We start from the raw sequence: 24,971 nt of genomic DNA, 5'->3' as shown, positions 1-24,971 counted from the left end.
AGTATATTTGGGAACATACATAATGAGAGTTCATGCAAAATTTGAATGTGGGGTGATCATATGAAAAACTCGTTTCAGCATGTTTTTCAAATTTATAGTAAGGATATCCGGAACATTGTTACAAACTGGGTTGTAGCTGTCATTATAGGCGGATTGATTTTCCTTCCTTCACTTTATGCTTGGCTAAATATCTATGCCTCCATGGACCCATACGCCCACACATCCAATATGAAAATCGCCATTGTCAACGAAGATATGGGAACGACCGTTCGAAATGAAGCGATCAATGTTGGAAATGAAGTTATCGAGAATTTACAAACCAATGAAAGCTTTACGTGGGAACTTGAAAACGAAAAGCAAGCCATGCAGCATTTGAAAAATGGAGATTATTTTGCCATGATTGTTATTCCCAATGACTTTTCGCAAAAGCTCACTTCCATTCTGACGGAACAACCGACAAAAGCTCGTATTGATTATTATGTAAATGAAAAAAAGAATCCGATTGCCCCTAAAATTACAAGTAAAGGAGCAAGTGTCCTTACCCAGCAGGTTTCTAGTGAATTTGTATCGACTGTCAATGGGACGCTCTTCTCCATTTTTAATACCATTGGTCTTGAAATGGAACGTGAAATTCCTGACTTCCGAAAATTTGAAAACTATGTCTTTACCATTGAGCAGCATTTACCTGATATCAATTCATTTTTAACCCAGGCCTCCAATCAAGGGAAGGATGCCGATCAATTACTCGATCGTGCAATCACACAAATTCCCCAAGTGGAACAACTGACAACGAATGGTTTAACCACCATTCAAAAAGGTTTAAATCTTGTAAATGAAGCAGATGCTCTGTTTAATGAGCTTTCTCCTCTTATAAAAAAAGATGTACAAACTGTTCAAAATATCGCACAGCACTTTACAGATATCATAAACAAACTCAATCGAATTGATCTTGATTCAACCTCTATAGCCCAAACAAAAGAGACACTAAAAAATCAACTGTCAAAGTCCAAAGAAAACATAGCGCATAGTATTCAAACCCTTGAAGCACTACAAAAATTGATTCAAGCAGATGCATTGACCCGGAAACAGTTAGAGGATTCCTTAGAGCAAATCATCGCATCTTTACAGCAAAGTAATGCAAAAGATAATCAGCAAATAATTGAACAGCTTACAGCTATCCAAGATGCCTTACAAAATAACCCTAGCTTCACCGATTCAACGTTAAACGCTCTTCAAGATTTACAACAACTTAATACTTTACATGCCGATATTCTTACAAAAATTGAACAATTGCAGCCTATTGATAAAAACGTAATCAAACAAGACATAACAGCGATTCAAAACATTGCACAAAATGCAACAGCTAATTTACAGAAATTTTTGGTCTACTATAACGAAAGTCTTGAACCACAAATTCGATCAACATTGTCTAGTGCCAAAAATACATTATCAAGTGCTTCTTCCATGTTGACGGATGTAAAACAATTTATACCACAGGCAACCGATAAATTGACACAGGCAAAAAATACGTTAGGAACGGCTAATAATGCGCTTCAGAAAATACAAGTAGAGTTCCCGACTCTAAGCACAAAAATTAAAGACTTAGCCAATAAACTTCGAACATTAGAAAATGAAGCCGATATTTCAGAGATTGTGCAATTATTAAAGAATGATGTCAATGCCGAGCGTGATTTCTTTGAAGAGCCCATTAAACTTGAGGAACACAGAATATTCCCTATTGCAAACTACGGAACGGCCATGACACCATTTTACACAGTACTGTCAATTTGGGTCGGTTGTTTGTTATTAATTTCACTATTATCCGTAAATCTTCATGACAACTCACCTTACAGTATACGTGAAATTTATTTTGGTCGATTATTAACATTTGCAACTTTTTCTATTATCCAGACCCTCATCATTACAATTGGTGATATTTTTTTAGTAGACGGCTCTATTCAGGCGCCAGTTTACTTTATCTTGTTTGGGCTTTTGATTAGCATCGTATTTGTAACCGTTGTGTATACGTTAGTATCTGTTTTTGGAAATGTTGGAAAGGCTTTAGCGATTGTTATGCTAGTTTTACAAATTGCGGGCTCTGGTGGAACATATCCTGTTGAATTGTTACCAAGATTCTTCCAAATAATTAACCCATTTTTACCTTTTACGTATGCCATTGAAATGATGCGTGAGGCTGTTGGAGGTATTATCTGGCCAACTGTATGGGTAGATTTCATCTTCTTAATAGGTTTCTGGTTTATTTTTATCCTATTTGGTTTTTTCTTAAAAAAATTACTGAGCGAGAAAATGGAACATTTTATGAACAAAACACGCGGATTAGATATATTTCATTGATTTTCAACTAGGCGACCTGTAATTGTTTTTGAGAACGATGTTATAATGGAAGTATTGTAAACATATAGGAGGCGCTATTGTTGAAGAAAACGATTTCTATTTTTACTATTTTGGCGTTAATGTTATTAAGTGCTTGTGGAGAGAATAAGAAAAGTGTTGAAAATGATCAAGTAGCTACACAAGGTGAAACTTCCCATGAGGGCGATTCTCACGCTTCAGGTGATATTCAGGAAGAAACAGCTTCTGCAAATGTACTGCCATCTTTTTTAGAGGACAAACAAGAAAATATTCGCTTAGTCTATCAAATCGCTGGACAATCAACAGAAGTCCTTGAATGGATGCCATGCTATTGTGGTTGCGGCGAATCTTCTGGCCATAAAAGTAATTTAAACTGCTTTATTCAGGAAAAACGTGAAGATGGAACAATTGTCTGGGACGATCATGGAACTCGTTGTTTAGTGTGCTTAGAGATTGCTGTACAGTCAGCCAAAATGCATAAAGATGGCATGAGTCTAAAAGAAATCCGTCAAGTCATTGATGATACTTATAAAGAGGGCTATGCAAAACCAACACCAACTGATATGCCTGCATAAAAAAGCAAAGTCGCCTAACGCGACTTTGCTTTTATTGTTTTACTTGATTTTTCTTTCTTTTCCGAAGGATAATATATAAAATCACAGTGATGACAAGTATCAACCCTACAAATTCTGCAATTAAGACAAATGAAATTTCACCTTTTTTATCTGTTTTCACATCTTGATTATTGACGTTTTGATCTACTGCTACGACAAATTGTCCTTCTTTCGTTTCAATCGCAGCAGTTGTTTGTGAATCAGTCTCTTTTAAATGTGCATAAAAGTCACCTTTTACGGAAACACCCTCTAACGAATGGACCCATAATAATGACTGATTGTCCTGCCAGAAATTTTTAGTCATATAAGCATATTGGCCAATCGCCTCGGGTAAAAATCCTTGTTGGACTAACTGCTCAGATGTATGAGGAATATTGGTAGCATTTTTGGAAAGCCATTTGTGTTGCTTAATATCTCCCATAAAAATGACAGCATGCTTTTGTAAATCTTCCTCCGTGACATCCTTGTCCTTCATAAGTGTGATTTGTGCCATTTTTCCATTCATCATTAATGCTTTATATATGGATACCATTGTTGCATCATCCATATTTTCACTATCGGGGATCACCATTAATGTATGATCATGAAAGGAATTTGGAAAGTCACGTAAAGTAAAGGTTGGCTCAGCTGCATCTTTTGTAATGGATAAAGAGCTATCACTATCTATATATAACCAATAACGTCGCATTTGTTTTATAAAAGCAGTATATTTTTGTAAATTCCTATTTAAAGAAAAAATTGTTATTACGCTGATTTTTTGACACAGACCAATTGTTTCAATTTTAGTTCTCTCATTTAACAAGCTGTAAAATTGTTTTAAAGTGTTCATGGTCTGCTCTTTGCAGAAGCTCATACAAAATCATTTCCATACTAGTTGGGTAAATTCCAAGAGCACTCATCTTAGCCAATCCGATTTCTTTATTGGCCTTTGTTCGAGAAGAAACAGCATCTACCACAACCTCAACTTCAAATCCTTGTTCTTTCAATTGCCTAGCTGTTTGGTAAACACAAATATGCGTTTCAATGCCTGTGACAATAAATTGAGAACGTCCACTTTCCTTCATCGCTTTCACAAATTCCTCTTCCTCACATGCACTAAAAGCCATTTTAGCAATTGCTTGTCCTTGTAAATGTTGTGCTATATTGAGTGCAGTACCACCTAAACGACTCGGATTTTGTTCTAGCCATAAAATAGGTACTTCCAATGCTTGCATCGCTTGTACCAGCTTAGCAATATTTTCAATCACTGCTTCACTATCATCAACAATTGTCGCTAGCTTCCCTTGCACGTCAACGACTACTAAACAAGCTTTTTCTACTGTAAACATCATGAACACCCCTTTACTATTCTCTATTCATTATACAAAAACTTACTATATAATGGGATATTTTAAAATCTTATCATACATTTTAAATCAGTCTGACTTCAAAAATATTAGATAAATAATGTTTGTTTAACATTTTTATCCTATTACCTCCAATCTATCGAAGAAAGTAGTATTTTTCACAAACTCCAAAATCCGAACATTATACTTATCAATACCTATCATATCTGTTTTAATTACGAAAATTACAACTTCACAAAACATAGATGCACACTTTTCGTTCGTATTTGAATTAAAAACCGCTGTTAATTGTGTACATTTTGTTGCGAGGTTGTCGCTATTCTGCTCAAATATTAAGAATTTTATTTTTTCTCTTGAAAATTAAGTTATAATCCAGTAAAGTTCTGTTATCCCGCTTTAATGATTGTATAACCAAAGTCTTTTACCATTAAAGCCCGATCAGTACAATGAATATTCAGCAGTTCACAGCCACTGGATAAAAATTTCATCTATTAACCAAACAAGGAGTGTTCCCACTTTGACACAACGTGCATACAATTTCAACGCAGGTCCATCTGCACTGCCCCAAGAAGTATTGGAAAAAGCCCAACAGCAATTAGTAGACTTCCGTGACTCAGGTATGTCTATTATGGAAATGAGCCATCGTAGTGCCATTTTTGACGAAGTACATAACGATGCTATCGCTTTATTAAAAAAGCTATATGCTATTCCAGAAAATTACGAGGTCCTATTCTTACAAGGTGGGGCTAGCCTTCAATTTACAATGGTGCCAATGAACTTCCTATCTGCTGAACAAAAAGCAAGTTATGTATTATCTGGCTCTTGGTCTGAGAAAGCCTTCAAAGAAGCTAAATTTTTTGGTACACCTGTGGAAGCTGCCAGCACGAAAGACAACCAATACCGCAATATTCCAGCATTAGCTGACATCCAACTCCATGAAGATGATGCCTATGTACACATCACTTCCAATAATACTATTTACGGTACTCAGTGGAGAGATTATCCAGACACAGGGAATGTACCTTTAGTTGCCGATATGTCTAGTGATATTCTTTCAAAACCAATTGATATTCAAAAATTCGGACTTATCTATGCGGGGGCTCAAAAAAACCTTGGTCCTTCTGGTGTAACAGTCGTAATTATTCGCAAAGATCTTCTTGATAAAGCGAATAAAAATATCCCGACAATGCTTAAATATACAACACATGCTGATAGTAATTCTTTGTATAATACACCTCCTACATTTGGTATCTATATGCTAGGCGAAGTTTTAAAATGGGTAGAATCTAAAGGTGGAGTCTCTGCAATAGAGAAGCACAATGAATTAAAGACAAAAGTTATTTATGATGCTATTGATAATAGTAATGGCTTCTATAAAGGTCACGCGACTCCAGATAGCCGTTCACTCATGAACATCACATTCCGCGTTGCTGATGAGGAGCTTGAAAAACTATTCCTAGTGGAAGCAAAAGCAGCGGGCTTTGTTGGCCTAAATGGACATCGTTCTGTAGGTGGCTGCCGTGCATCAACTTATAATGCCGTACCATTAGAGGCTTGTGAAGCTTTACGAGATTTTATGGTCGAATTCCAGCAAAAACATCAATAATCTTATGAAAAACGACGACGATTTACATTTCTGTAATGACTCGTCTTTTTTGTTTGTACATGATAATCTATCCCCATACAAATATCATTATTAGATTTTTATAGCAAATTTTATATTTAGGGCTTTACATATAGCCTAAGATTTTGAGATAAATATAGATTTTTAAGTAGCCTATCGGACAGATTGCCAACCTCCAATTATTCACCAAACATAGATTATTACTGTAAGGGTACCCTTACGAAAATAGAGGAAGGGAGGTCTTGACTATGGAAGATAGACGATATACGACACAGATGAACTGGCAAGGTTGTAAATGTCCAAAAAAAGAAGAGAAGTGTTCTTGCAAAAAGGAAGAAAAATGCCCTTGTCAAAAAGAAGAAAAATGTAAGCCAAAGATGAGCAGTAACTGTAGAGGTTGTATTTGTCAGCAATTAAGAAAATTAGAGCTTGCTACTACACTAGATATCTTCTTATCTGGAGGCATTAGCTTCATTGGTGTAACTTTCATTTCTTTCGACCCAAGAAATTGCTGTGCTTATTTCCTTGAGCCAGGTGCGGCTACTTCACCTTTAATTGTAGATTGTAATAATATTGTTGCGATTCGTAGAGCAGCAGTAGCTTAATAAATAGAGAGGGTAATCCTTGTAGGGAGCAACCCTCTTTTACATAAAAAAACTCTGTCCATTTTTTAATGTGACAGAGTTTCATGCTTACAATCTGGGCATTTACCGTATATTTCAAACTTATGATTTTCAATTTCGTAGTCAGGTAGTTTTTCTCCTAGCATTTCCATTGGACAAAGATTGAGCTCTTTAACATTTCCGCAATCCATACAGATGAAATGATGGTGATGATGTGCGGATTCACAGTGCATTCTGAAATTACGTTCCCCTGATAGCTCTGTTTCCTCTAAAATCCCCAGCTTCACAAATGTAGCAAGGTTACGATAAATGGTATCAAAACTCATTCCAGGAAAATCTTTTTTTAAAACAACCAATAAATCACGAGCTGTTAGATATTTATCGGTTGCAGCAAACATATCTAATATTAACTCCCGTTTATCTGTTTTTTTAAAGCCATTTTCTTTTAAAATTTCCCACGCTCTTGAAACATTCATTATGCTACCTCCCCCTGCTTCGCAGCCATTTTAAATGCTACTTTCTTTCCTAGAATCACAAGTAGCAAAATCAAAATCGAAGTGACAACAATCGTACCTCCTGGCGCTAAATTCAAATAAAATGCACTGATAAGTCCGATTAATACAGCCGTTTCTCCAAAAACGATGGCATAAATGATGGTTTGTTTAAAGCCTTTTGCCAATCGCATTGCTGCTGCAACAGGTAATGTCATCAATGATGATACAAGTAAAATACCTACAATGCGCATACTTGCGGCAATGACAAGGGCTGTCACAATCATAAATAAAAGATGCACCCAACGGGCTGGAAGCCCACTAGCCTTTGCATATTCCTCATCAAAGGATAAAACAAACAGTTCCTTAAAAAATAAAAACAAAAAGAGAATAACCACTGCGGCAATTCCAATCACTACCCATAGGTCTTGGCGTGATACAGCCGATACTGAGCCAAACAGATAGCTCATTAAATCTGTGCTAAAGCCACTGGCAAGCGATATAAAGATAGCACTTATGCCTATGCCACCCGACATAATGATTGGAATGGCTAACTCCTCATAGTGCTTATATAAACGTCTTAGACGCTCAATTAATATAGAACCACTAACAGATGCTAGAATTCCTAGATAAATAGGGTTGAGCAAAGCTAAGGCTGTCACAGACTGGCTGATATATAAGCTCCCTGCTATTCCGGCAAGTGTAACATGTGACAAAGCATCCGCAATTAGTGATAACCTTCGTACAACAATAAACACGCCTAATAGTGGGGCAAGTATGCCTATTAATAATCCAGAGAAAAAGGCATTTTGTAAAAATTCATAATGTAAAATTGCTTCAATCATTGTGCCTTCTCCTTTAATGAATCTTTCTTACAGAATGACCATACCAACCATCTAGTGCATTCTGAGAAATATTATCAAATTCATTTTTGTAACCATGGAAGTGAATTGTTTGATTTAAACAGGCCACATGACTGATGCGATTAGATACGGTATCGACATCGTGTGTGACAAGAATCATTGTAATTCCCTGTTCCCGATTTAATTTCACCAGCATATCATAAAATGACTGCACGTTCTCGTGATCAATACCAACAGTAGGTTCATCTAAAATAAGTAATTTTGGATCACTAACTAAAGCTCTCGCAATAAAAACTCGTTGTTGTTGTCCGCCAGATAGTTCACCAATATTTCGATTCTCAAAAGCATCCATGCCAACTGCCTTTAATGCTTCTTGGACCTTTCCTTTAGCCTCTCGCCCAGGTCTTTTAAAGAGCCCTAATTTTTTCGTTAATCCACTTTTTACGACCTCTTGCACAGTTGCTGGAAATCCGGAATTAAAGGCATTGGATTTTTGCGAAACATACCCAATCCATTCTCGATGCTTAAAGGTTGCGCTTGGCTCACCAAAAAGCTTTATTTCTCCTGATAGTGGCTTCAATAAACCTAATAGAATTTTTAATAAGGTTGATTTACCCGAACCATTTGGACCGAGTAGGGCTAAAAAATCGCCCTCTTCTACACGAAAGGAAATATTTTTTAATACCTGTGTATAGTCGTATTGAAATGATACATTTTCAATGTCAATTAATGTTGTTTTCATGCATGATCGCTTCTTTCTAATTCAAAATCATTACGATTTACAAGTTGTAAGTATAAAGGAAAGTGCAGTTTTTGTAAAGAAAAGAAGATGTCTACTATTTGAATTAGCTAATAGCGATCGTTTTATTCATTTTATGAACGATTATCATAAAGGAGGATTGACTTTGAGTATTCAATTTTTACAGCAATTAGCACAAAGCACAGATAAGGAAATTGTCGCGATTGCTCGTGAAGAGGGGTTTGACATTACAACTTCTGAAGTAAAAAAACTTCGACCTTATTTGGAGCAATTCTCATTTTCTTGGCTCTTTTTAGGCATTCCTAAAGATATTTTAGTAGAAGTGGAGGCTGTTTTAGGAAGAAAGCGTTCTCGTCAACTAATCGCACTTTTTACAAAATAACGAAATAAAGCTCAACATCCACTGTAACCGGATGTTGAGCTTTATTGTTAACCTCTTAAAGCCTCGATAAGCTCAGGCTTAAATGTACTGTTTCGTAGCATATCAATCTCAGCTTTGTATGGAGCTGATTTTGATTTGGCATCACTAGTCAATGGCACGAATGGCGTTTCTAAAATTTTAGGAATATCCATTAATTGTGGATGGTGGACCACATAGTTTAAGGCATCGAAACCAATATGACCAAAACCAATATTTTCGTGACGGTCTTTACCAGCGCCTCGCACATTTTTAGAATCATTAATATGCAGAACTTTGATGCGATCAACACCTATTAATTTATCAAATTCGTTTAAAACTCCATCGAAATCCTCCACAATGTTATAGCCAGCATCATGTGTATGACATGTATCAAAGCATACAGAGAGACGTTCGTTATGAGTAACACCGTCTATGATTTTAGCTAGCTCTTCAAAGGAACGGCCACATTCCGTTCCCTTCCCTGCCATTGTTTCTAATGCAATTTGGACGGGATAATCTTGCGACAATACTTCATTTAAGCCTTCAATAATTTTGGCAATCCCCGCATCTGCACCAGCACCCACATGCGCACCAGGATGCAAGACAATTTGTGCTGCCTCTAATGCCGCTGTACGTTCAATTTCTGATTGTAAAAAATCTACCCCAAGACGGAAAGTTTCTGGTTTTTCCGTATTGGCAATATTGATAATATAAGGAGCATGAACAACAATATTTGTCATGCCATGCTCTTTCATATGAAGGAGTCCATTCATAATGTTCAGATCAGCAATCGCTTTCCGACGTGTGTTCTGCGGCGCTCCTGTATAGATCATAAATGTATTTGCTCCGTATGATAGTGCCTCTTTACTAGAGCCAAGTAGCATTTCTTTCCCACTCATAGAAACATGTGAGCCAAGTAGCATGTAAAAAGCCCCCCTATTTTTTACCTCTCGCTTTTAAGCGACGTTCACGTTTTTTAATTTTTTCCATTTCCCATTTCATATTACGCTTATAGCCTGGTTTAACCTTTTTAGGTTTACGCACCAGCGACTTCGCTTTCACATCGATCTCATTCTCTTGTTTAACACGATTTTTACGAGCATGACGCTCTTTTAACTCGGACCATTCTCCATCTTTAACGTCCATTTGTACAAATGGAATACCCATTTTTTCCACACGTACTACTGCATCCTCTTCAGATGGTTCAAATAATGTAATAGCTGTTCCTTTATTGCCTGCACGAGCGGTACGTCCAACACGGTGAATAAAGAATTCTAAGTCCTCTGGAATTTCGTAGTTAATGACATGAGAAATTCCTTGAATATCGATACCACGTGCCGCTAAATCTGTAGCAACAATATATTGATATTCGAGATCGCGTATTTGCTTCATCATTTTCTTACGATCACGTGGGCTTAAATCACCATGAATTTGTCCACAACGGATACCATGCTCATTTAAATAACCAGCAACATGCTCAGCCGTTTTACGTGTGTTAGTAAAAATAACAGCCAAAAATGGATTGATGCCTTCGATGACTTCTAATAAACGTTTATTACGTGATTTAGAACGAACCGGTACAAGCATAAAATCAATGCCCTCTGCCACTGGTCGTTTATCGTTCATATGAACATGCACAGGTGCGTCCATATATTTTTTTAAGAAAGGCTGAAGCTTTTCTGGGATTGTTGCTGAGAATACGAACATTTCAAGTTTCTCTGGCATTTGAGAAGCAAATCCATCAATTTCCTCAATAAAGCCCATATCGAAAGCTAAATCCGCTTCATCGACAACTAGAATTGGTGCCGTATGCACAAATAACGCTTGTGCTGAAACAAGATCACGAATACGTCCAGGTGTTCCAACAACAATTTGAGGTTGCGTTTTTAACTTATCAATAGAGCGTTGTTTGTCCGTACCCCCAATAAATAGTTTTGCCTGAATAGCTGTTCCTTCTATTAACTGATTCAATGCATCAAAAATTTGCTGTGCAAGCTCACGTGTAGGAGAAGTAATAACGGCCTGTACTTCCTGTTTCTCTACATCAATACGTTGAACAATCGGAATTAAAAAACTATGTGTTTTCCCTGTTCCTGTATGTGCCTGTCCAATGGCACTCTTCCCTTTTAGTAATAATGGAATAATTTCTTTTTGAATTGGTGTCGGTTCTGTAAAGCCAAGTTCTGCAATGGCGTCCTGCAAAAATGGCTGAAAATTATAATCAGTATATTTTGACATCATTCGTTCCTCCTAACATCTTTTTCATTGTACCATGATTCGAACTTTAAGGTATATTTACATCCTATTCTTACAAGCATAAACATAATTTTATCGTTTTATGATCACCGTAATAAAGCCCTTATCAAAGGTACTTGAAATATGGAGAATATGCAATCAAAAAAGCGCTGTATCAATACTCAAAAAAGCTGGGTATATGTAAATTTTATGTCAATTTATAGGGAGCTAATGATTAGCATTATTCCCACATGTTATGATGGAGCTGCAAGATATTATAGGAGGTTGATAGATGATGAAAGCAGCAAGATGGTATAAAGCAAAAGACATCCGTGTAGAAAATATTGATGAACCAGTCATTGCACCTGGAAAAGTAAAAATTAAAGTACATTGGACAGGAATTTGTGGTAGTGATTTACATGAATACGCAGCTGGCCCAATCTTTATTCCTGTGGAGCAACCTCACTATGTAAGTAAAGATATCGCACCAATTGTTATGGGACATGAATTCTCAGGCGAAGTAGTTGATATTGGCGATGGTGTAACATCAGTAAAAGTGGGAGATCCTGTCGTAGTTGAACCGATTCTAGCCTGTGGCGAATGTGCTGCCTGTAAAAAAGGTAAATATAATATTTGTAAGCATTTAGGTTTCCATGGTCTTTCAGGCGGTGGCGGAGGATTCTCTGAATATACAATGGTAGACGAAAAATTAGTGCACAAAATGCCAGAAGGACTTTCCTTCGAACAGGGAGCACTGGTCGAACCAGCAGCCGTGGCTCTACACGCAGTACGCCAAAGTAAATTAAAAGCAGGCGACAAAGCAGCTGTCTTTGGGACAGGTCCAATTGGGCTTCTTGTTATTGAAGCGTTACGTGCAGCTGGCGCATCCGAAATCTATGCTGTTGAGCTTTCAGCAGAGCGTGCCGCTAAAGCATTAGAGCTTGGTGCAACAGCAGTTATTAATCCTAAAGAAGAGGATGCAGTTGCTCGTCTACATGAATTAACGAATGGTGGCGTAGATGTTGCATTTGAAGTAACAGGTGTTCCAGTAGTATTACAGCAAGCTATTGATTCAACAACATTTGAAGGTGAAACAATTATTGTTTCTATTTGGGAAACTGATGCTTCTATTCTGCCTAACAACATCGTACTAACAGAGCGTTCTGTTAAAGGTATCATTGCTTATCGCGATATTTTCCCAGCAGTTATGGAATTAATGAAACAAGGCTACTTCCCTGCTGAAAAACTTGTGACGAAACGAATTGCACTTGATGAAGTTGTAACAGAAGGCTTCGAGGCACTAATGAAAGAGAGAAACCATATTAAAATCCTTGTAAATTCACAAGCATAATTTATATAGAGACAGGTAGAGAAGCTTTTTCTACCTGTCTTTGATTTAGTTAATCCCTTTTTCTATCCATTTTTTTCATAATTTCTAAATTCGCCATAAGGAAGTTCACCTTACGTTCTCCAAAAATCCCTAATGTACGTTTTTCCAAATTTGCCTCTATAATTTTATTAATCTCTTCCTTCGGGAGCCCACTTGCTTGGGCAATTCGTTCAACTTGTATTTCTGCCGCCTTCATACTAATATGTGGATCCAATCCTGAACCTGAAGCAGTCATTAAATCAGAAGGTATATCTTGCCGTTTTACTGACGGGTTTGCAAGCAAAAACTTCTCGATATCCGCTTCAATCCGTTTCTTCAATTCTGGATTGGTTGGTGCATAGTTAAACGTTCCTGAGCTAACACCATTGTAGTTCACTTGGCCGTTGTCATCAGGTATCGTATCCTCTCTCGTATAAACATTATAGTTAACAGATGAAACACGCCCCCAGAAATATTCTGGAGCGGTAAAAGCTTGACCGATTAATTCAGAACCAACAGCTTCACCGTCCATTTCTATTAAACTGCCATTTGCTTTGTGATGATACAACCCTTGGGCTAATGCTGTCACTGCAAACGGGTATATAAAACCACATAAAATGAACATTATTATTGTGATAAGTAATGCCTGCTTTGAGTTCTCAAAAAATTTTCGCATGTAGCTACCTCCCTATAAACCAACCGTACGAAATAGTGGCCCTACTAGTAAATCAATTATCTTAATGCCAATAAACGGGGCTATAACTCCCCCTATCCCATATACAAGTAAGTTTTTATTTAATAATTTTGCGGCACTCATTGGCTTATACTTAACGCCTCTCATTGCAATTGGAATTAGCAATGGAATAATTATCGCATTAAAAATTAAAGCAGAAATAATCGCACTTGTAGGGGAATTGAGATTCATAATATTTAACGCTCTCATCTCAGGTACAGCAACCATTAACATAGCTGGAATAATGGCAAAATATTTTGCGATATCGTTTGCAATACTAAATGTGGTTAAGGCACCGCGAGTCATCAGCAATTGCTTCCCAATTTCTACAACTTCAATAATTTTAGTTGGATTTGAATCTAAATCAACCATATTGGCAGCTTCCTTTGCTGCATTCGTTCCAGAATTCATCGCCAGCCCTACATTCGCCTGTGCTAGTGCTGGCGCATCATTCGTACCGTCACCAGTCATAGCTACAACTTTACCTAGTGCCTGCTCGTCTTTAATAACTTGAATTTTGTCTTCTGGCTTACTTTCTGCAATAAAGCTATCTACTCCAGCTTCCTTTGCGATAGCAGCTGCAGTTAGAGGGTTATCTCCTGTACACATAATCGTTTTAATGCCCATTGCACGAAGCTGATCAAAGCGTTCCTTGAGTCCAGCTTTGACGACATCCTTCAAGTAAATAACACCCAAAATTTTATCGTTTACCGCCACTATAAGTGGCGTACCACCAACAGAAGATACTTGTTGAACCAACTGTTCCAAATTTGCAGGAATGCTATGACCTGCCTCCATGCACTCTTTTTTTATCGTATCATAGGCTCCCTTTCGAACTTTTGTGCCATCGACTTTATCTAAACCACTCATTCGTGTCTGTGCCGTAAAAGGAATATGCTCACTTGACTTGATAATGTTCTCTTCGCCGTCAGTATTCACCCCTAATTCGCAAGCCAATGATAAGATAGATTTTCCCTCTGGAGTATCGTCTGTTAGAGAACTAAGCCATGCAGCTTGAATTAAATCTTTACTTTTCACCCCTTTTACTGGTAGAAATTCAGCCGCCATACGATTGCCATAAGTGATTGTTCCTGTTTTATCTAAGATTAATGTATCCACATCTCCACACGCCTCAACGGCTCTTCCAGACATCGCAATAACATTAAATTGTGTTACTCTATCCATTCCTGCAATACCGATCGCCGACAATAAACCACCAATCGTTGTAGGAATTAAACAAACCGTTAGGGCGATTAATGTTGCAATGGAAATTGACACATTTAAATACATTGTCATTGGATAAAGTGACACCACAACTAATAAGAAGATAATCGTTAAACTTACTAGAAGTGTATTGAGTGCTATCTCATTTGGTGTTTTTTTTCGACTGGCTCCTTCAATAAGCGTTATCATTTTATCTAGAAATGACTCACCAGGCATTGAGGTGATTTCAATCATTAGCCAATCACTTGTCACTGTCGTACCACCTGTAACTGATGAAAAATCTCCACCTCGCTCTTTTACAACAGGGGCAGATTCACCTGTTATTGCCGATTCATCCACAGTAGCAATTCCATCAATGACTTCCCCATCATTTGGAATTACCTCTCCAGCTTGAACTAACACGATATCTCCTTTTTTTAGTTCATGTGCCTGTTGAAGGATTTCAGAACCGTCATTAAGCAAAACACGAGCCTGTGTCACTGTCTTTGTTTTTTTTAATGTTTGAACCTGAGCTTTACCTCTTCCTTCTGCAATCGACTCTGCAAAATTTGCAAATAGAATTGTTATAAAAAGTATGGTAGCAACAATGCCATTATATAATCGGCGTGCTTGTTCTCCATCCTCATTACCAAACATATTTGGAAAAAGAACTAATAGTAAAACCAACAAAAATCCTACCTCTACGACAAACATAACAGGATTTTTCAGCATGTATATTGGACTAAATTTTTTTAAGGCATCTATCAAAGCGCTTTTTAGCATGATACCCGTCATAAAACTCTTTCTTACTGTTTCCATAAGTGTCTCTCCTCATTAAGAATAAAGTTGTAAATGCTCTGTAATTGGACCAAGTGCTAAAGCTGGTAAAAATGTAAGCGCACCAATCATCAAAACAATAGCAACAAGTAACAAAGTAAAAGTAGTATTATCCGTTTTTAATGTTCCTACTGAATCGCTATGCCAGACTTTTTTAGCAAGTAAAGAAGCTATCGCTAACTGAATACTAATTGTTAAATAACGACCAAAGAACATAGCAAGCCCTGTTGTGACATTCCAAAATGTTGAATTATCCGCCAATCCTTCGAAACCAGAGCCGTTGTTGGCAGAGGCAGAGGCAAATTCATATAGAACTTGTGATAATCCATGTGCACCTGGATTCGTTATTCCGGCTATTCCGGATGGTGTTGCCACTGCAAGTGCTGAAAATAGCAAAATAATAGCAGGGTGAATCAGAATACATAGTGCAATTAATTTCATTTCTTTCTCTTCAATTTTTTTACCTAAAAACTGCGGAGATCGACCAATCATTAAACAAGCAATGAAAATTGTCAGTAGGACATACATCATCATGTTCATCAGGCCGACTCCTTTACCTCCAAACACAACATTTAGCATCATATTAAACATAGGTACAAGACCACCGAGTGGCGTTAATGTATCATGCATATTGTTAATTGATCCAGTGGTAAATGCGGTAGTAACGGTCGTAAATAATGCTGATTGCGCTACCCCAAAACGCATTTCTTTACCTTCCATACTCCCAAGCTCCTGTGTAATGCCGAGCTCACTAATAATTGGATTACCAGCCTTCTCTGCTATGTACACAGTCACTAATCCCGCTAGGAACAATATACTCATTGCTGTAAAAATAGCTAACCCCTGTTTTCCAAAAATAGCTTTCTTTTTTCTATGGGAAACCATCAAACTAAATGCGACGACACATGCCCCAGGTAATAACATCATTGATAACATCTCAACTATATTTGAGAGTACGGTTGGGTTTTCAAAAGGTGTTGTTGAATTTGCTCCGTTAAAACCGCCACCATTTGTACCTATATGTTTGATTGATTCAAGAGAAGCAATAGGACCGATGGCTATGTCTTGTAATTTACCCTCTATTGTTTGTACTGTTTTATTTGCACTAAAAGTCTGTGGTAATCCTTGAGATACTAAAATAATAGCCACAACAATGGAAAAAGGCATTAAAATACGAGTAATAACACGAACAAAATCGATAAAGAAATTCCCTATGGTATCCGTTTTAGCAACGAGACGACGGCAAAATGCCATACAAGCGGCATAGCCGGTAGCTGCTGATGTAAACATCATAAAAATAATAACGAGCATTTGTGATAGATAACTGAGTCCAGATTCACCACTATAATGTTGCAGATTTGTATTCGTCATAAAAGAGATAATCGTGTTAAAAGACAGGGTCTCCTCCATGTTGTTGATGTTATTGGGATTTAAAAATAGTAAAGCCTGAATGCGTAATATTATATATCCCATAAAAACCATAAAAGCATTTGAAAGTATTAATGAAAGTACATATTCTTTGCCAGTCATATCAACTCGTTTAATGCCACAAACTTTATAAATTACTGTGTCGACTTTATCTAATAAAGGATCTAGCCATGTTTTTTGTTGCAACGTTACCCGATATAGATAATGACCAGTTAAGATAACGAGCGGTAAATAAATAATTAATACGATGGCTATTTGCCACATAGTGTATCCCCCTACCTGCCTTTAATAATTTTCTGGATAAAGTAATGCATGCCCTAGATAACCGAACAGGAACACTAGTACAACTCCCATAAAAATCCACAATTTGATATCCTCCTCGTTACTCTTCTACTAGTTTGTAGCACCATGCAGTTAACGCCCAAACACACGCAAAGCTTATCATTAATAAGCCAACCACAAAAAAATCCATCATCGTAACACCCCTCCTTCATAAGGTTGCTCTCATCATACTGACTTTCAAATTAATGTAGTGTTAGGAAATCTTTTTTTCTATTAAGAAAGGATAAAGAAGCAAAATCTTTACACTTTCTTAATGGGAGTTAACGCTATAATACAAATGAGGTGAAAGAGGATGGAAAATACACGTCCAACTCCAGAGATGTTTCTAGCGAGGCTTCAACAGGAGGAACAATTCATAGGGAAATTAAAAATCTTTCTCGGCTATGCTGCTGGGGTAGGTAAAACTTACGCAATGTTAGATGCGGCACATCAGGCTCAAAAACTAGGGAAAGATGTGGTAGTTGGCTATGTAGAACCGCATCCTCGTCCAGATACGTTAGCTTTACTAGAAGGGCTTGAGCAAATTCCTACAAAAAAAATAACCTATAAAGGGAAAGTTTTTCAGGAATTAGATATTGATGCGGTATTGCAGCGCAATCCAGAAATTGTCCTTATCGATGAATTGGCACATTCCAATGTTCCAACAATGCGGCATAAGAAACGTTTTGGAGATGTTGAAGAACTACTTGCTAAGGGGATTCATGTTTTTACAACTGTAAATATTCAACATATTGAAAGTCTTCATGATTTAGTGGAAGAAATCACTGAGATTAAGGTGCGAGAGCGTATTCCTGATTATTTCATTGATCAAGCAGCACAAATAAAAGTTGTCGATATTGAACCTGACGAGTTAATTCAACGCCTACTAGAAGGTAAAATTTATGTAAAACAACAAGCAGAAAAAGCTCTGCTTTCTTTTTTCCGTAAACAAAATTTAGTATCACTACGAGAAATCGCATTACGAAGAACAGCTGATACAATCAACTATAAACAATTAAACAGCAACGAATCTGTTAAACATTCTGTACAAATCGAAGAACACTTACTTGTTGGAATAAGTAGTTCACCTACTAATGCAAAAGTGATTAGAACTACTGCTAGACTTGCACAAGCATTACACGGAAAATTTACCGCTCTTTATGTTCAAAACATGCAGGAGCATGAAAGGAATCATGCCAATTCAGAACGATTACAACAGCACATCAAACTGGTTGAACAGCTTGGCGGCCATGTTGTCATAGTGCAAGAAGACGATGTAGCTGCAGCCCTTGCCAACTATGCTCAAATTAGTGGTGTCACTAAACTTGTCATCGGTCGAACGAGTATGAGAAAAAAATGGTGGCAACCTAACACCAAAATTAGTGATCGCCTTAACGATTACGTGCCGAATTTATCTATACACATCGTGCCAGATCAAGAAAATGAACAATTCTACTTTCCTAGTATAAAAAATAAACTATTATTTGAATGGCTTGATCTATTAAAAATGTTTATCGTATTTAGCTTACTATCAATAGTTGGCTTATATTTGTATACAATTGGGATTAGTGAGTCAAACATCATAACAATTTATATTCTAGGTGTCCTTGTTCTTGCTATTTGGTCATCAGGATGGATAATGAGCATTATTAGTTCTATCGTTGCTGTCTTACTTTTTAATTATTTTTTTACAGAGCCACGGTTCTCATTTGATGCTTATCATCGTGACTATCCTATGACTTTTTTTATCATGTTTCTCTCAGGCGTTATTACAAGTAGCTTAACGAAGAAGATCAAGGAGCAAACCATTATGGCCATACGTAAATCTTATCGAATGGAAGTGCTCCTTGAAACAAATCGTAAACTCCAACACGCGAAGTCTATAGAAGGAATTATTACGGAAGGCATGTCTCAAATTGTTAAATTAGTAGAAAAACCTGTACAATTTTTTGAAATAGAAAATCAGGTAATTAGGAAATCTACTTTTTTTCGTACAGAGAAAATATCTACTATTGAAAATCAAAAAATAGCTACTCTTTTCGATAATCCGAACGAGCATGGTGTTGTGAGTTGGGTTACGAATAATAAACATGTAGCCGGTGTATCCACGGATATATTTCCTGAAGCGAACGCTTACTATACACCGATTATTTCCAATGGTAATGTTCAAGGGGTTATTGGCATTGCGCTGTCTAAATTATCACCATTACCTGCATTTGAACGCAATATTTTGCACGCCATCATCAATGATTTTTCATTCGCACTGGATAAATGGTATTTACAGAAACTCAATGAAGAAGTAGTGCGAGAAGCTGAAATGGAACAGATGCGAGCTAACCTTTTACGTGCAATCTCCCACGACCTTCGAACACCGCTCACTGCTATTTCTGGAAATGCGGATATTTTACTTAACAATGCACCATTAATACCCGATAGTGAAAAGAATCAATTATATGAAGATATTTTTAACAATTCGAAATGGCTTGTACAAATGGTTGAAAATTTATTAGCTGTTTCTAAGCTTGAGGATGGGCAATTTGCTTTAGAAATGCAGATGGAATTAATAGAAGATATTATTCAAGAGGCTCTTTCCCATGTTGTTCGTCAAAATAATACGCATAAAATATCCTATCAAATTGAACCAGAATTTGTATTTGTTCCAATGGATGCTAGACTAATCATACAGGTTTTCATTAATATCATCGATAATGCATTGACTTACACACCCCCAGGTAGTGACATTACTATCTCGGTGAAGGAATGCGATGGATTGGTAAACTTTAGTATTTCGGATAATGGCCCAGGAATCGATGATACTCTAAAAAATAGCTTGTTTGAGCCGTTTACAACTGGAAAAATACAACGCAGTGATAGTAGACGAGGACTGGGCTTAGGTTTAGCACTTTGTCAAACAATTTTAACATTACATGGTAGTAACATAACCGTTTCAGATAATAAACCTCAAGGAACAATTTTTAACTTTTCACTGAAAAAGGAGTAATGATATTTGATGAGTAAACGAATTCTAGTAGTAGAAGATGATGTGGCCATTGCCAATTTAATTAAAATGACATTAGCTACCCAACATTATGAATTCGATATTGCACAAGATGGTAGTAGTGCACTTCAAAAGGCTATTACCTTGAAACCAGATGTTTTTATTTTGGATTTAGGACTACCAGACATAGATGGCGTAGAGCTTATTACAAAAATTAGAAGTTGGACCCAAACGCCCATTATTGTAGTCAGTGCGCGTGGGGAAGAATATGATAAAATTAATGCTTTGGATGCAGGTGCAGATGATTATGTAACTAAGCCATTTAGTGTGGAGGAATTATTAGCACGAATTCGTGTTGCATTAAGAAGAATGGCCTTTGAACATCCACCAGAACAAGAAAATTCAACTTTCACAAATGGTTATCTTCAAATTAATTATGTTGATAATACAGTATTAGTGAATGGAAAAGAAATACATGTGACTCCGATTGAATATAAACTTTTAGTTATTTTATCCAAGCATGTTGGGAAAGTTTTAACTCATAATTTTATTTTAAAAGAAATCTGGCATAACGCTCTTCAATCAGATATTCCAAGTTTACGAGTGTTTATGGCTACACTTCGAAAAAAAATAGAAGATAACCCCGCACAACCTAAACTCATTCAGACACATGTGCGGATCGGCTATCGAATGCTTCGCTATCATGATGATGAATAAGTTAAAGATGATAGTAGCAGAAGGTTTATTTCCACTTCTGCTCTTTCATTAATAAATTAGCCTCATACATACTTTTCGTTTTATTTATCTTTATCGCACCCTCCCATTAGCCTCTGCATATCATAGCTATAATCAGGTATGTCATCAATGAAAAACAAGTAGAAAGGAGATCATTATGGTATTTCGACACCCTTATCCATACCCTATGTATCCCGGTGGCATGAGAATGCCCATGCCAACACCACCACAGATGTCACCGCAGTCCTTTTTCCCGCCTGGAGGCTTCCCTGCTCAACCACGAATTCCAGGCGGCTTTCCAATGGCACATGGAATAGGTACCTTTGGAGGACAAATGCCGATGCCACCTGTGCAAGAACCGTCTAAAATCGGGTCATTTTTACAACAAGCAAACAGCTTATTCAATTCCGCCAAAACTTATACTCCTTATATCCAACAAGCGATGCCAATGGTTAAAAATATACCGTCCTTATTAAAATTATATAAAGGATTCCAAGGACTTCCTTCAACTGGAGGTGGAGCAGCTGCCACTAATCGTACAGGAAGTGAAAGTAAATCTGCTACAGGAAGTAATCGATCGGCAAGGCAAAGTGCATCATTTTCGCCTCCTGAACCACTTCCATCTAAACCACGTATTTTCCAGCCACCTATGTAAATGAACGTTTCTTTGTATTCGCCGTCCCTGTCCGTTATAATGTAGGTAGGTAAGCTTGAAAGGAGTCACAACCATGCAAGTATTAAAAATTAATCCACGTGGCTATTGCTACGGTGTTGTTGATGCGATGGTAATCGCACGAAACGCCGCACTTGATAAAACATTACCAAGACCTATCTACATTCTAGGGATGATTGTGCATAATAAACATGTCACAGACGCGTTCGAAGAAGATGGTATCATCACTTTAGACGGCGATAATCGCTTAGAAATTATTGAACAAGTTGAATCTGGTACTGTGATTTTCACAGCACATGGTGTTTCCCCTGAAATTCGTGAAATTGCGAAGCGAAAAGGCCTAGTGTCCATTGATGCTACATGTCCTGATGTAACAGTTACCCACGATTTAATTCGTGAAAAATCTGCAGAAGGCTATGATATTATTTATATTGGAAAAAAAGGACATCCTGAACCTGAGGGTGCCATTGGCGTTGCGCCTGATCATGTCCATTTAGTACAGTCTTCCAATGATATTGATGCGTTAAACTTAACGAATGATAAATTACTTGTCACAAATCAAACGACAATGAGCCAATGGGATGTCGCCCATTTAATGGATAGTTTAAAAGAAAAGTTCCCTCATATTGAGGTACACAAAGAGATTTGTTTAGCTACACAAGTCCGTCAAGAAGCTGTCGCTCAGCAGGCAGGAGAAGCGGATCTATTGATTGTTGTAGGCGACCCTAAATCGAATAACTCCAATCGTTTAACGCAAGTTTCTGTTGAAATCGCTGGAACACCTTCCTATCGTATTGCGGACGTTTCAGAGCTTAAAATAGATTGGTTAAAAGGTATTAATAAAGTTGCTGTTACTGCAGGTGCTTCAACACCAACACCGATTGTCAAAGAGGTTATTTCCTTCCTGGATCAATTTGATGAAAATGATATATCTACACACGTTATCAAGCGTACAGTGACAATAGATAAAATTTTACCGAAGATTAAAACACCTACACCAGTCGATAAAATTATGCCTAATTGATTATTATAAAGAAAATCCTGGTTGCCATTATGACAATCAGGATTTTCTTTATTTACTAAAATAGTAGTTTATCGGACGACCAATCCCACCATAATGGACATCCATGGTAATTTCTTCTTGTTTCTCTAAATAATCTAAATATCTTCTGGCTGTGACACGAGCAATGCCGATTCCACTCGCTACTTCTTCTGCCGATGCACCATCTACTGATTGCAAAAAGTGCACCACCTTTTCAAGCGTTGTGCGGTTAAAACCTTTCGGAAGATTTTTTTCTGTTTGTAACAAGGCTGATGGCTCCAATTGACTTTGTCCATCACGGTAATGAAATAATTGATCCAATTCGCCTTGAGTGAGCTCCCGTTCCGTTTGTGTTTGCTTTTTAAAACGCAAATAATTTTCAAGTGTCCCTTTGACACGTTCAAACGAAAATGGCTTCATAATATAATCAAAGACACCTAGATGTAGTACCTGCTTCACTGTGTCCATATCATTTGCAGCCGTTACAGTGATGACATCTACTGGTAAATCCAGCTCGCGTATTTTACGTAAACTCGTAATGCCATCTTGCTCTGGCATAAAAATGTCCATAAATACTAAATCAGGCTGATGTTGGCGAATTTGCATAACCCCATCTAAACCATTTGATGCTTGTCCAATCACTTGAAAATGCTCTACCTTTTCAATAAATTGTCGATTGACCTCACGCACCATCGGATCATCTTCAATTAATAATACCTTTATTTGTGCCACTATCAGCCCTCCATTTCAATACTTAAGAATAGTAAAAAGTTAATAAAAAACTAGTCCCTTTATTTGGTTCGCTGATGACTTCAATGTCACCTTGTCCTTTTTCAACAATCTCTTTTATTAAAAATAGCCCTATTCCTCTATAGTTTTTCTCTTTTGTTGAATAGCCATTGTCAAAAATATGATACTTGATCTCATCTGTCATGCCAACACCGTTATCCGTTACAAGGATGGCTAGAACATCCTCATCTTCATCGACAGAAACATGAATCACCTTTTCCTTCCCCTGTGTATCCCTTAATGCATCAAAGGCATTTTCAATTAAATTACCAAATAGAATAACGAAATCATGATGATCTAAATTAGGTGGAAAGGATGTTAAACGGCTCTCACGGTCAATTTCCAGTCGGATTCCTTGTTCTTTGGCATAGGAAATTTTACTAAGTAATAGTCCTGAAATATTTTCATTCTTAATACGTTCATTTAAAAAGTTGGTAATCTCATCGTGTTCTTCCTTCACCTGCGTCAAGTAGGACAATGCCTGATCATGATGGCCAAGCTGTAAAAGTCCGGCTATCGTATGCAATTTATTTTTATGCTCATGTGTTTGCACACGAAGAGCTTGGACAAATGCTCTTACTCCTGTTAGTTCTTCAGCAAGCTTTTTCACTTCTGTACGATCTTTAAACATGGCCACTGCTCCAACGGTTTCTCCATTGACCTGTATGGGAATGCGATTACTCATAATACTATGATCATTAATATATAGCTCACGATTAAATAGTGGTTGATCAAGCTCCAAAATTTCGGGTAGTCTTGTATCCGGCAAGACATGAAAAATTTTCTGACCGATCAATCTAGATGGTTTTTCGTGAACCCCAAGTATTTCACAGGCTTTTTCATTGAAAATCGTAATGGTCAAATCATTATCGATGGCAATGATACCTTCATGCATCGCATTAAAGGTTTCCGTACGTTCTACATACATTTTGGCAATTTCATGGGGCTCTAATCCAAACATTTGCTTTTTCATATGTAACCCTAATGTTCGCGCACCCCATACACTAAAGATTAATGATAATCCTAAGGTAATGACGAGCTCTGTTTGCATCGATTGCAGTAATTCCACTACCGTCAGAACACTATATCCAACTACCGTAACACCTATCTGCTGTCCTTGATTGTTCATAACTGGTACAAAAGCGCGAACCATGTTGCCATGCTCCCCATGCGCGATTGACGTATAATAATGTTCGGAAAAAGCGGCGTTTAAATCAACAGATTGCGAAATGCCCCCAAGTTCCTCTCTATTCGGATGAGAATATTTCCGTCTTTGCATATCTAGAACCACAATATATTGGGCACCATTTATATCGCGGATTTCTTCCACTACAGGGTTAATATGTTGTATTGCCTCTTCCATGTTTTCATGGGCAATATAGGTTTTTATTTCGGGAAGCTGTGAGACTGTTTTGGCTACTAGTAATGCTTGATCACTAAGTTTTGTTTTTTGTTCATTCATCACAAATCCCAATAAAAAAGTACCACCAATACTAAAGGAAAGCATTAGAATA

General features: G+C 37.3%; 22 protein-coding genes. 10 read left to right on the top strand and 12 right to left on the bottom strand.

Features of this window, described 5'->3' with window-relative positions:
* The first annotated feature begins 60 nt into the window (after positions 1-60).
* Positions 61-2,355: a YhgE/Pip domain-containing protein gene (locus tag AO843_RS01405; RefSeq protein WP_054609362.1), complete on the top strand. Its 2,295-nt coding sequence runs from the start codon at positions 61-63 to the stop codon at positions 2,353-2,355.
* Positions 2,356-2,435: 80 nt separating this feature from the next.
* Entirely contained in the window at positions 2,436-2,948 is a 513-nt protein-coding gene (locus AO843_RS01400) for a PCYCGC motif-containing (lipo)protein (RefSeq protein ID WP_054609361.1), read from the top strand.
* Between the two features lie 31 nt (positions 2,949-2,979).
* On the opposite strand, the gene AO843_RS25010 is transcribed toward AO843_RS01400, so the two are convergent.
* Together AO843_RS25010 and AO843_RS01390 are read right to left on the bottom strand one after the other, a co-directional pair.
* Positions 2,980-3,816: a hypothetical protein gene (locus AO843_RS25010; RefSeq protein ID WP_231630043.1), complete on the bottom strand. Its 837-nt coding sequence runs from the start codon at positions 3,814-3,816 to the stop codon at positions 2,980-2,982.
* On the bottom strand, positions 3,779-4,315 hold the full coding sequence (locus tag AO843_RS01390; RefSeq protein WP_054609360.1) for a hydrolase: 537 nt from the start codon (positions 4,313-4,315) through the stop codon (positions 3,779-3,781). Before AO843_RS01390 ends, AO843_RS25010 begins: the two co-directional genes overlap by 38 nt.
* 535 nt (positions 4,316-4,850) lie before the next feature.
* On the opposite strand from AO843_RS01390, the gene serC reads away from it, so the two are divergent.
* Entirely contained in the window at positions 4,851-5,939 is a 1,089-nt protein-coding gene (serC, locus tag AO843_RS01385) for a 3-phosphoserine/phosphohydroxythreonine transaminase (RefSeq protein ID WP_054609359.1), read from the top strand.
* A gap of 266 nt (positions 5,940-6,205) precedes the next feature.
* Positions 6,206-6,562 carry a hypothetical protein gene (locus AO843_RS01380; protein WP_054609358.1) on the top strand — a complete coding sequence of 119 codons (357 nt, stop codon included), beginning with the start codon at positions 6,206-6,208 and terminating at the stop codon, positions 6,560-6,562.
* A 65-nt stretch (positions 6,563-6,627) separates the two neighbouring features.
* On the opposite strand, the gene AO843_RS01375 is transcribed toward AO843_RS01380, so the two are convergent.
* The 3 genes from AO843_RS01375 to AO843_RS01365 are packed head-to-tail and all read right to left on the bottom strand — an operon-like array spanning position 6,628 to position 8,676.
* Positions 6,628-7,056, bottom strand: a complete 429-nt coding sequence (locus tag AO843_RS01375) for a Fur family transcriptional regulator (protein WP_054609357.1) — start codon at positions 7,054-7,056, stop codon at positions 6,628-6,630.
* The gene (locus tag AO843_RS01370; RefSeq protein ID WP_054609356.1) at positions 7,056-7,916 is read right to left on the bottom strand and encodes a metal ABC transporter permease; all 861 of its coding nucleotides are present in this window, start codon (positions 7,914-7,916) and stop codon (positions 7,056-7,058) included. Before AO843_RS01370 ends, AO843_RS01375 begins: the two co-directional genes overlap by 1 nt.
* Positions 7,917-7,929: 13 nt before the next feature.
* Positions 7,930-8,676, bottom strand: coding sequence for a metal ABC transporter ATP-binding protein (locus AO843_RS01365; RefSeq protein ID WP_054609355.1), 747 nt, complete (start codon positions 8,674-8,676; stop codon positions 7,930-7,932).
* 163 nt (positions 8,677-8,839) lie between these two features.
* Between AO843_RS01365 and AO843_RS01360 the strand changes: the two genes are divergently transcribed.
* On the top strand, positions 8,840-9,076 hold the full coding sequence (locus AO843_RS01360) for a Nif11 family protein (protein WP_012295215.1): 237 nt from the start codon (positions 8,840-8,842) through the stop codon (positions 9,074-9,076).
* A gap of 47 nt (positions 9,077-9,123) precedes the next feature.
* Here the strand turns inward: AO843_RS01360 and AO843_RS01355 are convergent, their stop codons facing one another.
* Both AO843_RS01355 and AO843_RS01350 read right to left on the bottom strand, forming a co-directional pair.
* Positions 9,124-10,017, bottom strand: a complete 894-nt coding sequence (locus AO843_RS01355; RefSeq protein ID WP_054609354.1) for a deoxyribonuclease IV — start codon at positions 10,015-10,017, stop codon at positions 9,124-9,126.
* Between the two features lie 13 nt (positions 10,018-10,030).
* Positions 10,031-11,332 (bottom strand): DEAD/DEAH box helicase, encoded by a 1,302-nt coding sequence (locus tag AO843_RS01350; protein WP_054609353.1) that lies wholly within the window; start codon positions 11,330-11,332, stop codon positions 10,031-10,033.
* Between the two features lie 292 nt (positions 11,333-11,624).
* Here AO843_RS01350 and AO843_RS01345 point away from each other — a divergent pair, with 292 nt between their 5' ends.
* Positions 11,625-12,680, top strand: coding sequence for a 2,3-butanediol dehydrogenase (locus AO843_RS01345; RefSeq protein WP_054609399.1), 1,056 nt, complete (start codon positions 11,625-11,627; stop codon positions 12,678-12,680).
* A 49-nt stretch (positions 12,681-12,729) separates the two neighbouring features.
* Here the strand turns inward: AO843_RS01345 and kdpC are convergent, their stop codons facing one another.
* From kdpC to kdpA, 3 genes are read right to left on the bottom strand one after another with little or no spacing between them, the layout of a single operon-like run.
* Positions 12,730-13,374: a potassium-transporting ATPase subunit KdpC gene (kdpC, locus tag AO843_RS01340; RefSeq protein WP_054609352.1), complete on the bottom strand. Its 645-nt coding sequence runs from the start codon at positions 13,372-13,374 to the stop codon at positions 12,730-12,732.
* A 12-nt stretch (positions 13,375-13,386) separates the two neighbouring features.
* Complete coding sequence (kdpB, locus tag AO843_RS01335; protein ID WP_054609351.1) at positions 13,387-15,453, bottom strand: potassium-transporting ATPase subunit KdpB; 2,067 nt, start codon at positions 15,451-15,453, stop codon at positions 13,387-13,389.
* 15 nt (positions 15,454-15,468) lie between these two features.
* Positions 15,469-17,163 (bottom strand): potassium-transporting ATPase subunit KdpA, encoded by a 1,695-nt coding sequence (kdpA, locus tag AO843_RS01330; RefSeq protein ID WP_054609350.1) that lies wholly within the window; start codon positions 17,161-17,163, stop codon positions 15,469-15,471.
* A 370-nt stretch (positions 17,164-17,533) separates the two neighbouring features.
* On the opposite strand from kdpA, the gene AO843_RS01325 reads away from it, so the two are divergent.
* The 4 genes from AO843_RS01325 to AO843_RS01310 all read left to right on the top strand — a co-directional run bounded on the left by AO843_RS01325 (position 17,534) and on the right by AO843_RS01310 (position 22,650).
* Complete coding sequence (locus AO843_RS01325; protein ID WP_156313922.1) at positions 17,534-20,221, top strand: sensor histidine kinase; 2,688 nt, start codon at positions 17,534-17,536, stop codon at positions 20,219-20,221.
* A gap of 9 nt (positions 20,222-20,230) precedes the next feature.
* On the top strand, positions 20,231-20,935 hold the full coding sequence (locus AO843_RS01320) for a response regulator transcription factor (protein ID WP_054609349.1): 705 nt from the start codon (positions 20,231-20,233) through the stop codon (positions 20,933-20,935).
* A gap of 175 nt (positions 20,936-21,110) precedes the next feature.
* Positions 21,111-21,608 carry a VrrA/YqfQ family protein gene (gene vrrA, locus AO843_RS01315; protein WP_054609348.1) on the top strand — a complete coding sequence of 166 codons (498 nt, stop codon included), beginning with the start codon at positions 21,111-21,113 and terminating at the stop codon, positions 21,606-21,608.
* Between the two features lie 73 nt (positions 21,609-21,681).
* A complete protein-coding gene (locus tag AO843_RS01310) occupies positions 21,682-22,650 on the top strand; it encodes a 4-hydroxy-3-methylbut-2-enyl diphosphate reductase (RefSeq protein ID WP_054609347.1) in 969 nt (322 codons plus the stop codon).
* 48 nt (positions 22,651-22,698) lie between these two features.
* On the opposite strand, the gene AO843_RS01305 is transcribed toward AO843_RS01310, so the two are convergent.
* Both AO843_RS01305 and AO843_RS01300 read right to left on the bottom strand, forming a co-directional pair.
* The gene (locus AO843_RS01305; protein ID WP_082389357.1) at positions 22,699-23,400 is read right to left on the bottom strand and encodes a response regulator; all 702 of its coding nucleotides are present in this window, start codon (positions 23,398-23,400) and stop codon (positions 22,699-22,701) included.
* Positions 23,401-23,422: 22 nt separating this feature from the next.
* Positions 23,423-24,964, bottom strand: a complete 1,542-nt coding sequence (locus AO843_RS01300; RefSeq protein WP_197278849.1) for an ATP-binding protein — start codon at positions 24,962-24,964, stop codon at positions 23,423-23,425.
* Positions 24,965-24,971: the final 7 nt, after the last annotated feature.

Origin of the sequence: Lysinibacillus sp. ZYM-1, from assembly GCF_001308875.1 — a bacterium.
Taxonomy (GTDB): domain Bacteria; phylum Bacillota; class Bacilli; order Bacillales_A; family Planococcaceae; genus Lysinibacillus.
This window is presented reverse-complemented; position numbering and strand designations above follow the sequence as displayed.

Bases quoted from the DNA above. Each gene is read 5' to 3' on its own strand.
- AO843_RS01320 (WP_054609349.1), top strand. From the start codon at position 20,231: ATGAGTAAACGAATTCTAGTAGTAGAAGATGATGTGGCCATTGCCAAT.
- AO843_RS01300 (WP_197278849.1), bottom strand. From the start codon at position 24,964: ATGCTTTCCTTTAGTATTGGTGGTACTTTTTTATTGGGATTTGTGATG.
- AO843_RS01350 (WP_054609353.1), bottom strand. From the start codon at position 11,332: ATGTCAAAATATACTGATTATAATTTTCAGCCATTTTTGCAGGACGCC.
- AO843_RS01390 (WP_054609360.1), bottom strand. From the start codon at position 4,315: ATGTTTACAGTAGAAAAAGCTTGTTTAGTAGTCGTTGACGTGCAAGGG.
- kdpC (WP_054609352.1), bottom strand. From the start codon at position 13,374: ATGCGAAAATTTTTTGAGAACTCAAAGCAGGCATTACTTATCACAATA.
- kdpA (WP_054609350.1), bottom strand. From the start codon at position 17,163: ATGTGGCAAATAGCCATCGTATTAATTATTTATTTACCGCTCGTTATC.
- kdpB (WP_054609351.1), bottom strand. From the start codon at position 15,453: ATGGAAACAGTAAGAAAGAGTTTTATGACGGGTATCATGCTAAAAAGC.
- AO843_RS01405 (WP_054609362.1), top strand. From the start codon at position 61: ATGAAAAACTCGTTTCAGCATGTTTTTCAAATTTATAGTAAGGATATC.
- AO843_RS01355 (WP_054609354.1), bottom strand. From the start codon at position 10,017: ATGCTACTTGGCTCACATGTTTCTATGAGTGGGAAAGAAATGCTACTT.
- AO843_RS01365 (WP_054609355.1), bottom strand. From the start codon at position 8,676: ATGAAAACAACATTAATTGACATTGAAAATGTATCATTTCAATACGAC.
- AO843_RS01380 (WP_054609358.1), top strand. From the start codon at position 6,206: ATGGAAGATAGACGATATACGACACAGATGAACTGGCAAGGTTGTAAA.
- AO843_RS01370 (WP_054609356.1), bottom strand. From the start codon at position 7,916: ATGATTGAAGCAATTTTACATTATGAATTTTTACAAAATGCCTTTTTC.
- AO843_RS01375 (WP_054609357.1), bottom strand. From the start codon at position 7,056: ATGAATGTTTCAAGAGCGTGGGAAATTTTAAAAGAAAATGGCTTTAAA.
- AO843_RS01345 (WP_054609399.1), top strand. From the start codon at position 11,625: ATGAAAGCAGCAAGATGGTATAAAGCAAAAGACATCCGTGTAGAAAAT.
- AO843_RS25010 (WP_231630043.1), bottom strand. From the start codon at position 3,816: ATGAACACTTTAAAACAATTTTACAGCTTGTTAAATGAGAGAACTAAA.
- AO843_RS01325 (WP_156313922.1), top strand. From the start codon at position 17,534: ATGGAAAATACACGTCCAACTCCAGAGATGTTTCTAGCGAGGCTTCAA.
- AO843_RS01310 (WP_054609347.1), top strand. From the start codon at position 21,682: ATGCAAGTATTAAAAATTAATCCACGTGGCTATTGCTACGGTGTTGTT.
- vrrA (WP_054609348.1), top strand. From the start codon at position 21,111: ATGGTATTTCGACACCCTTATCCATACCCTATGTATCCCGGTGGCATG.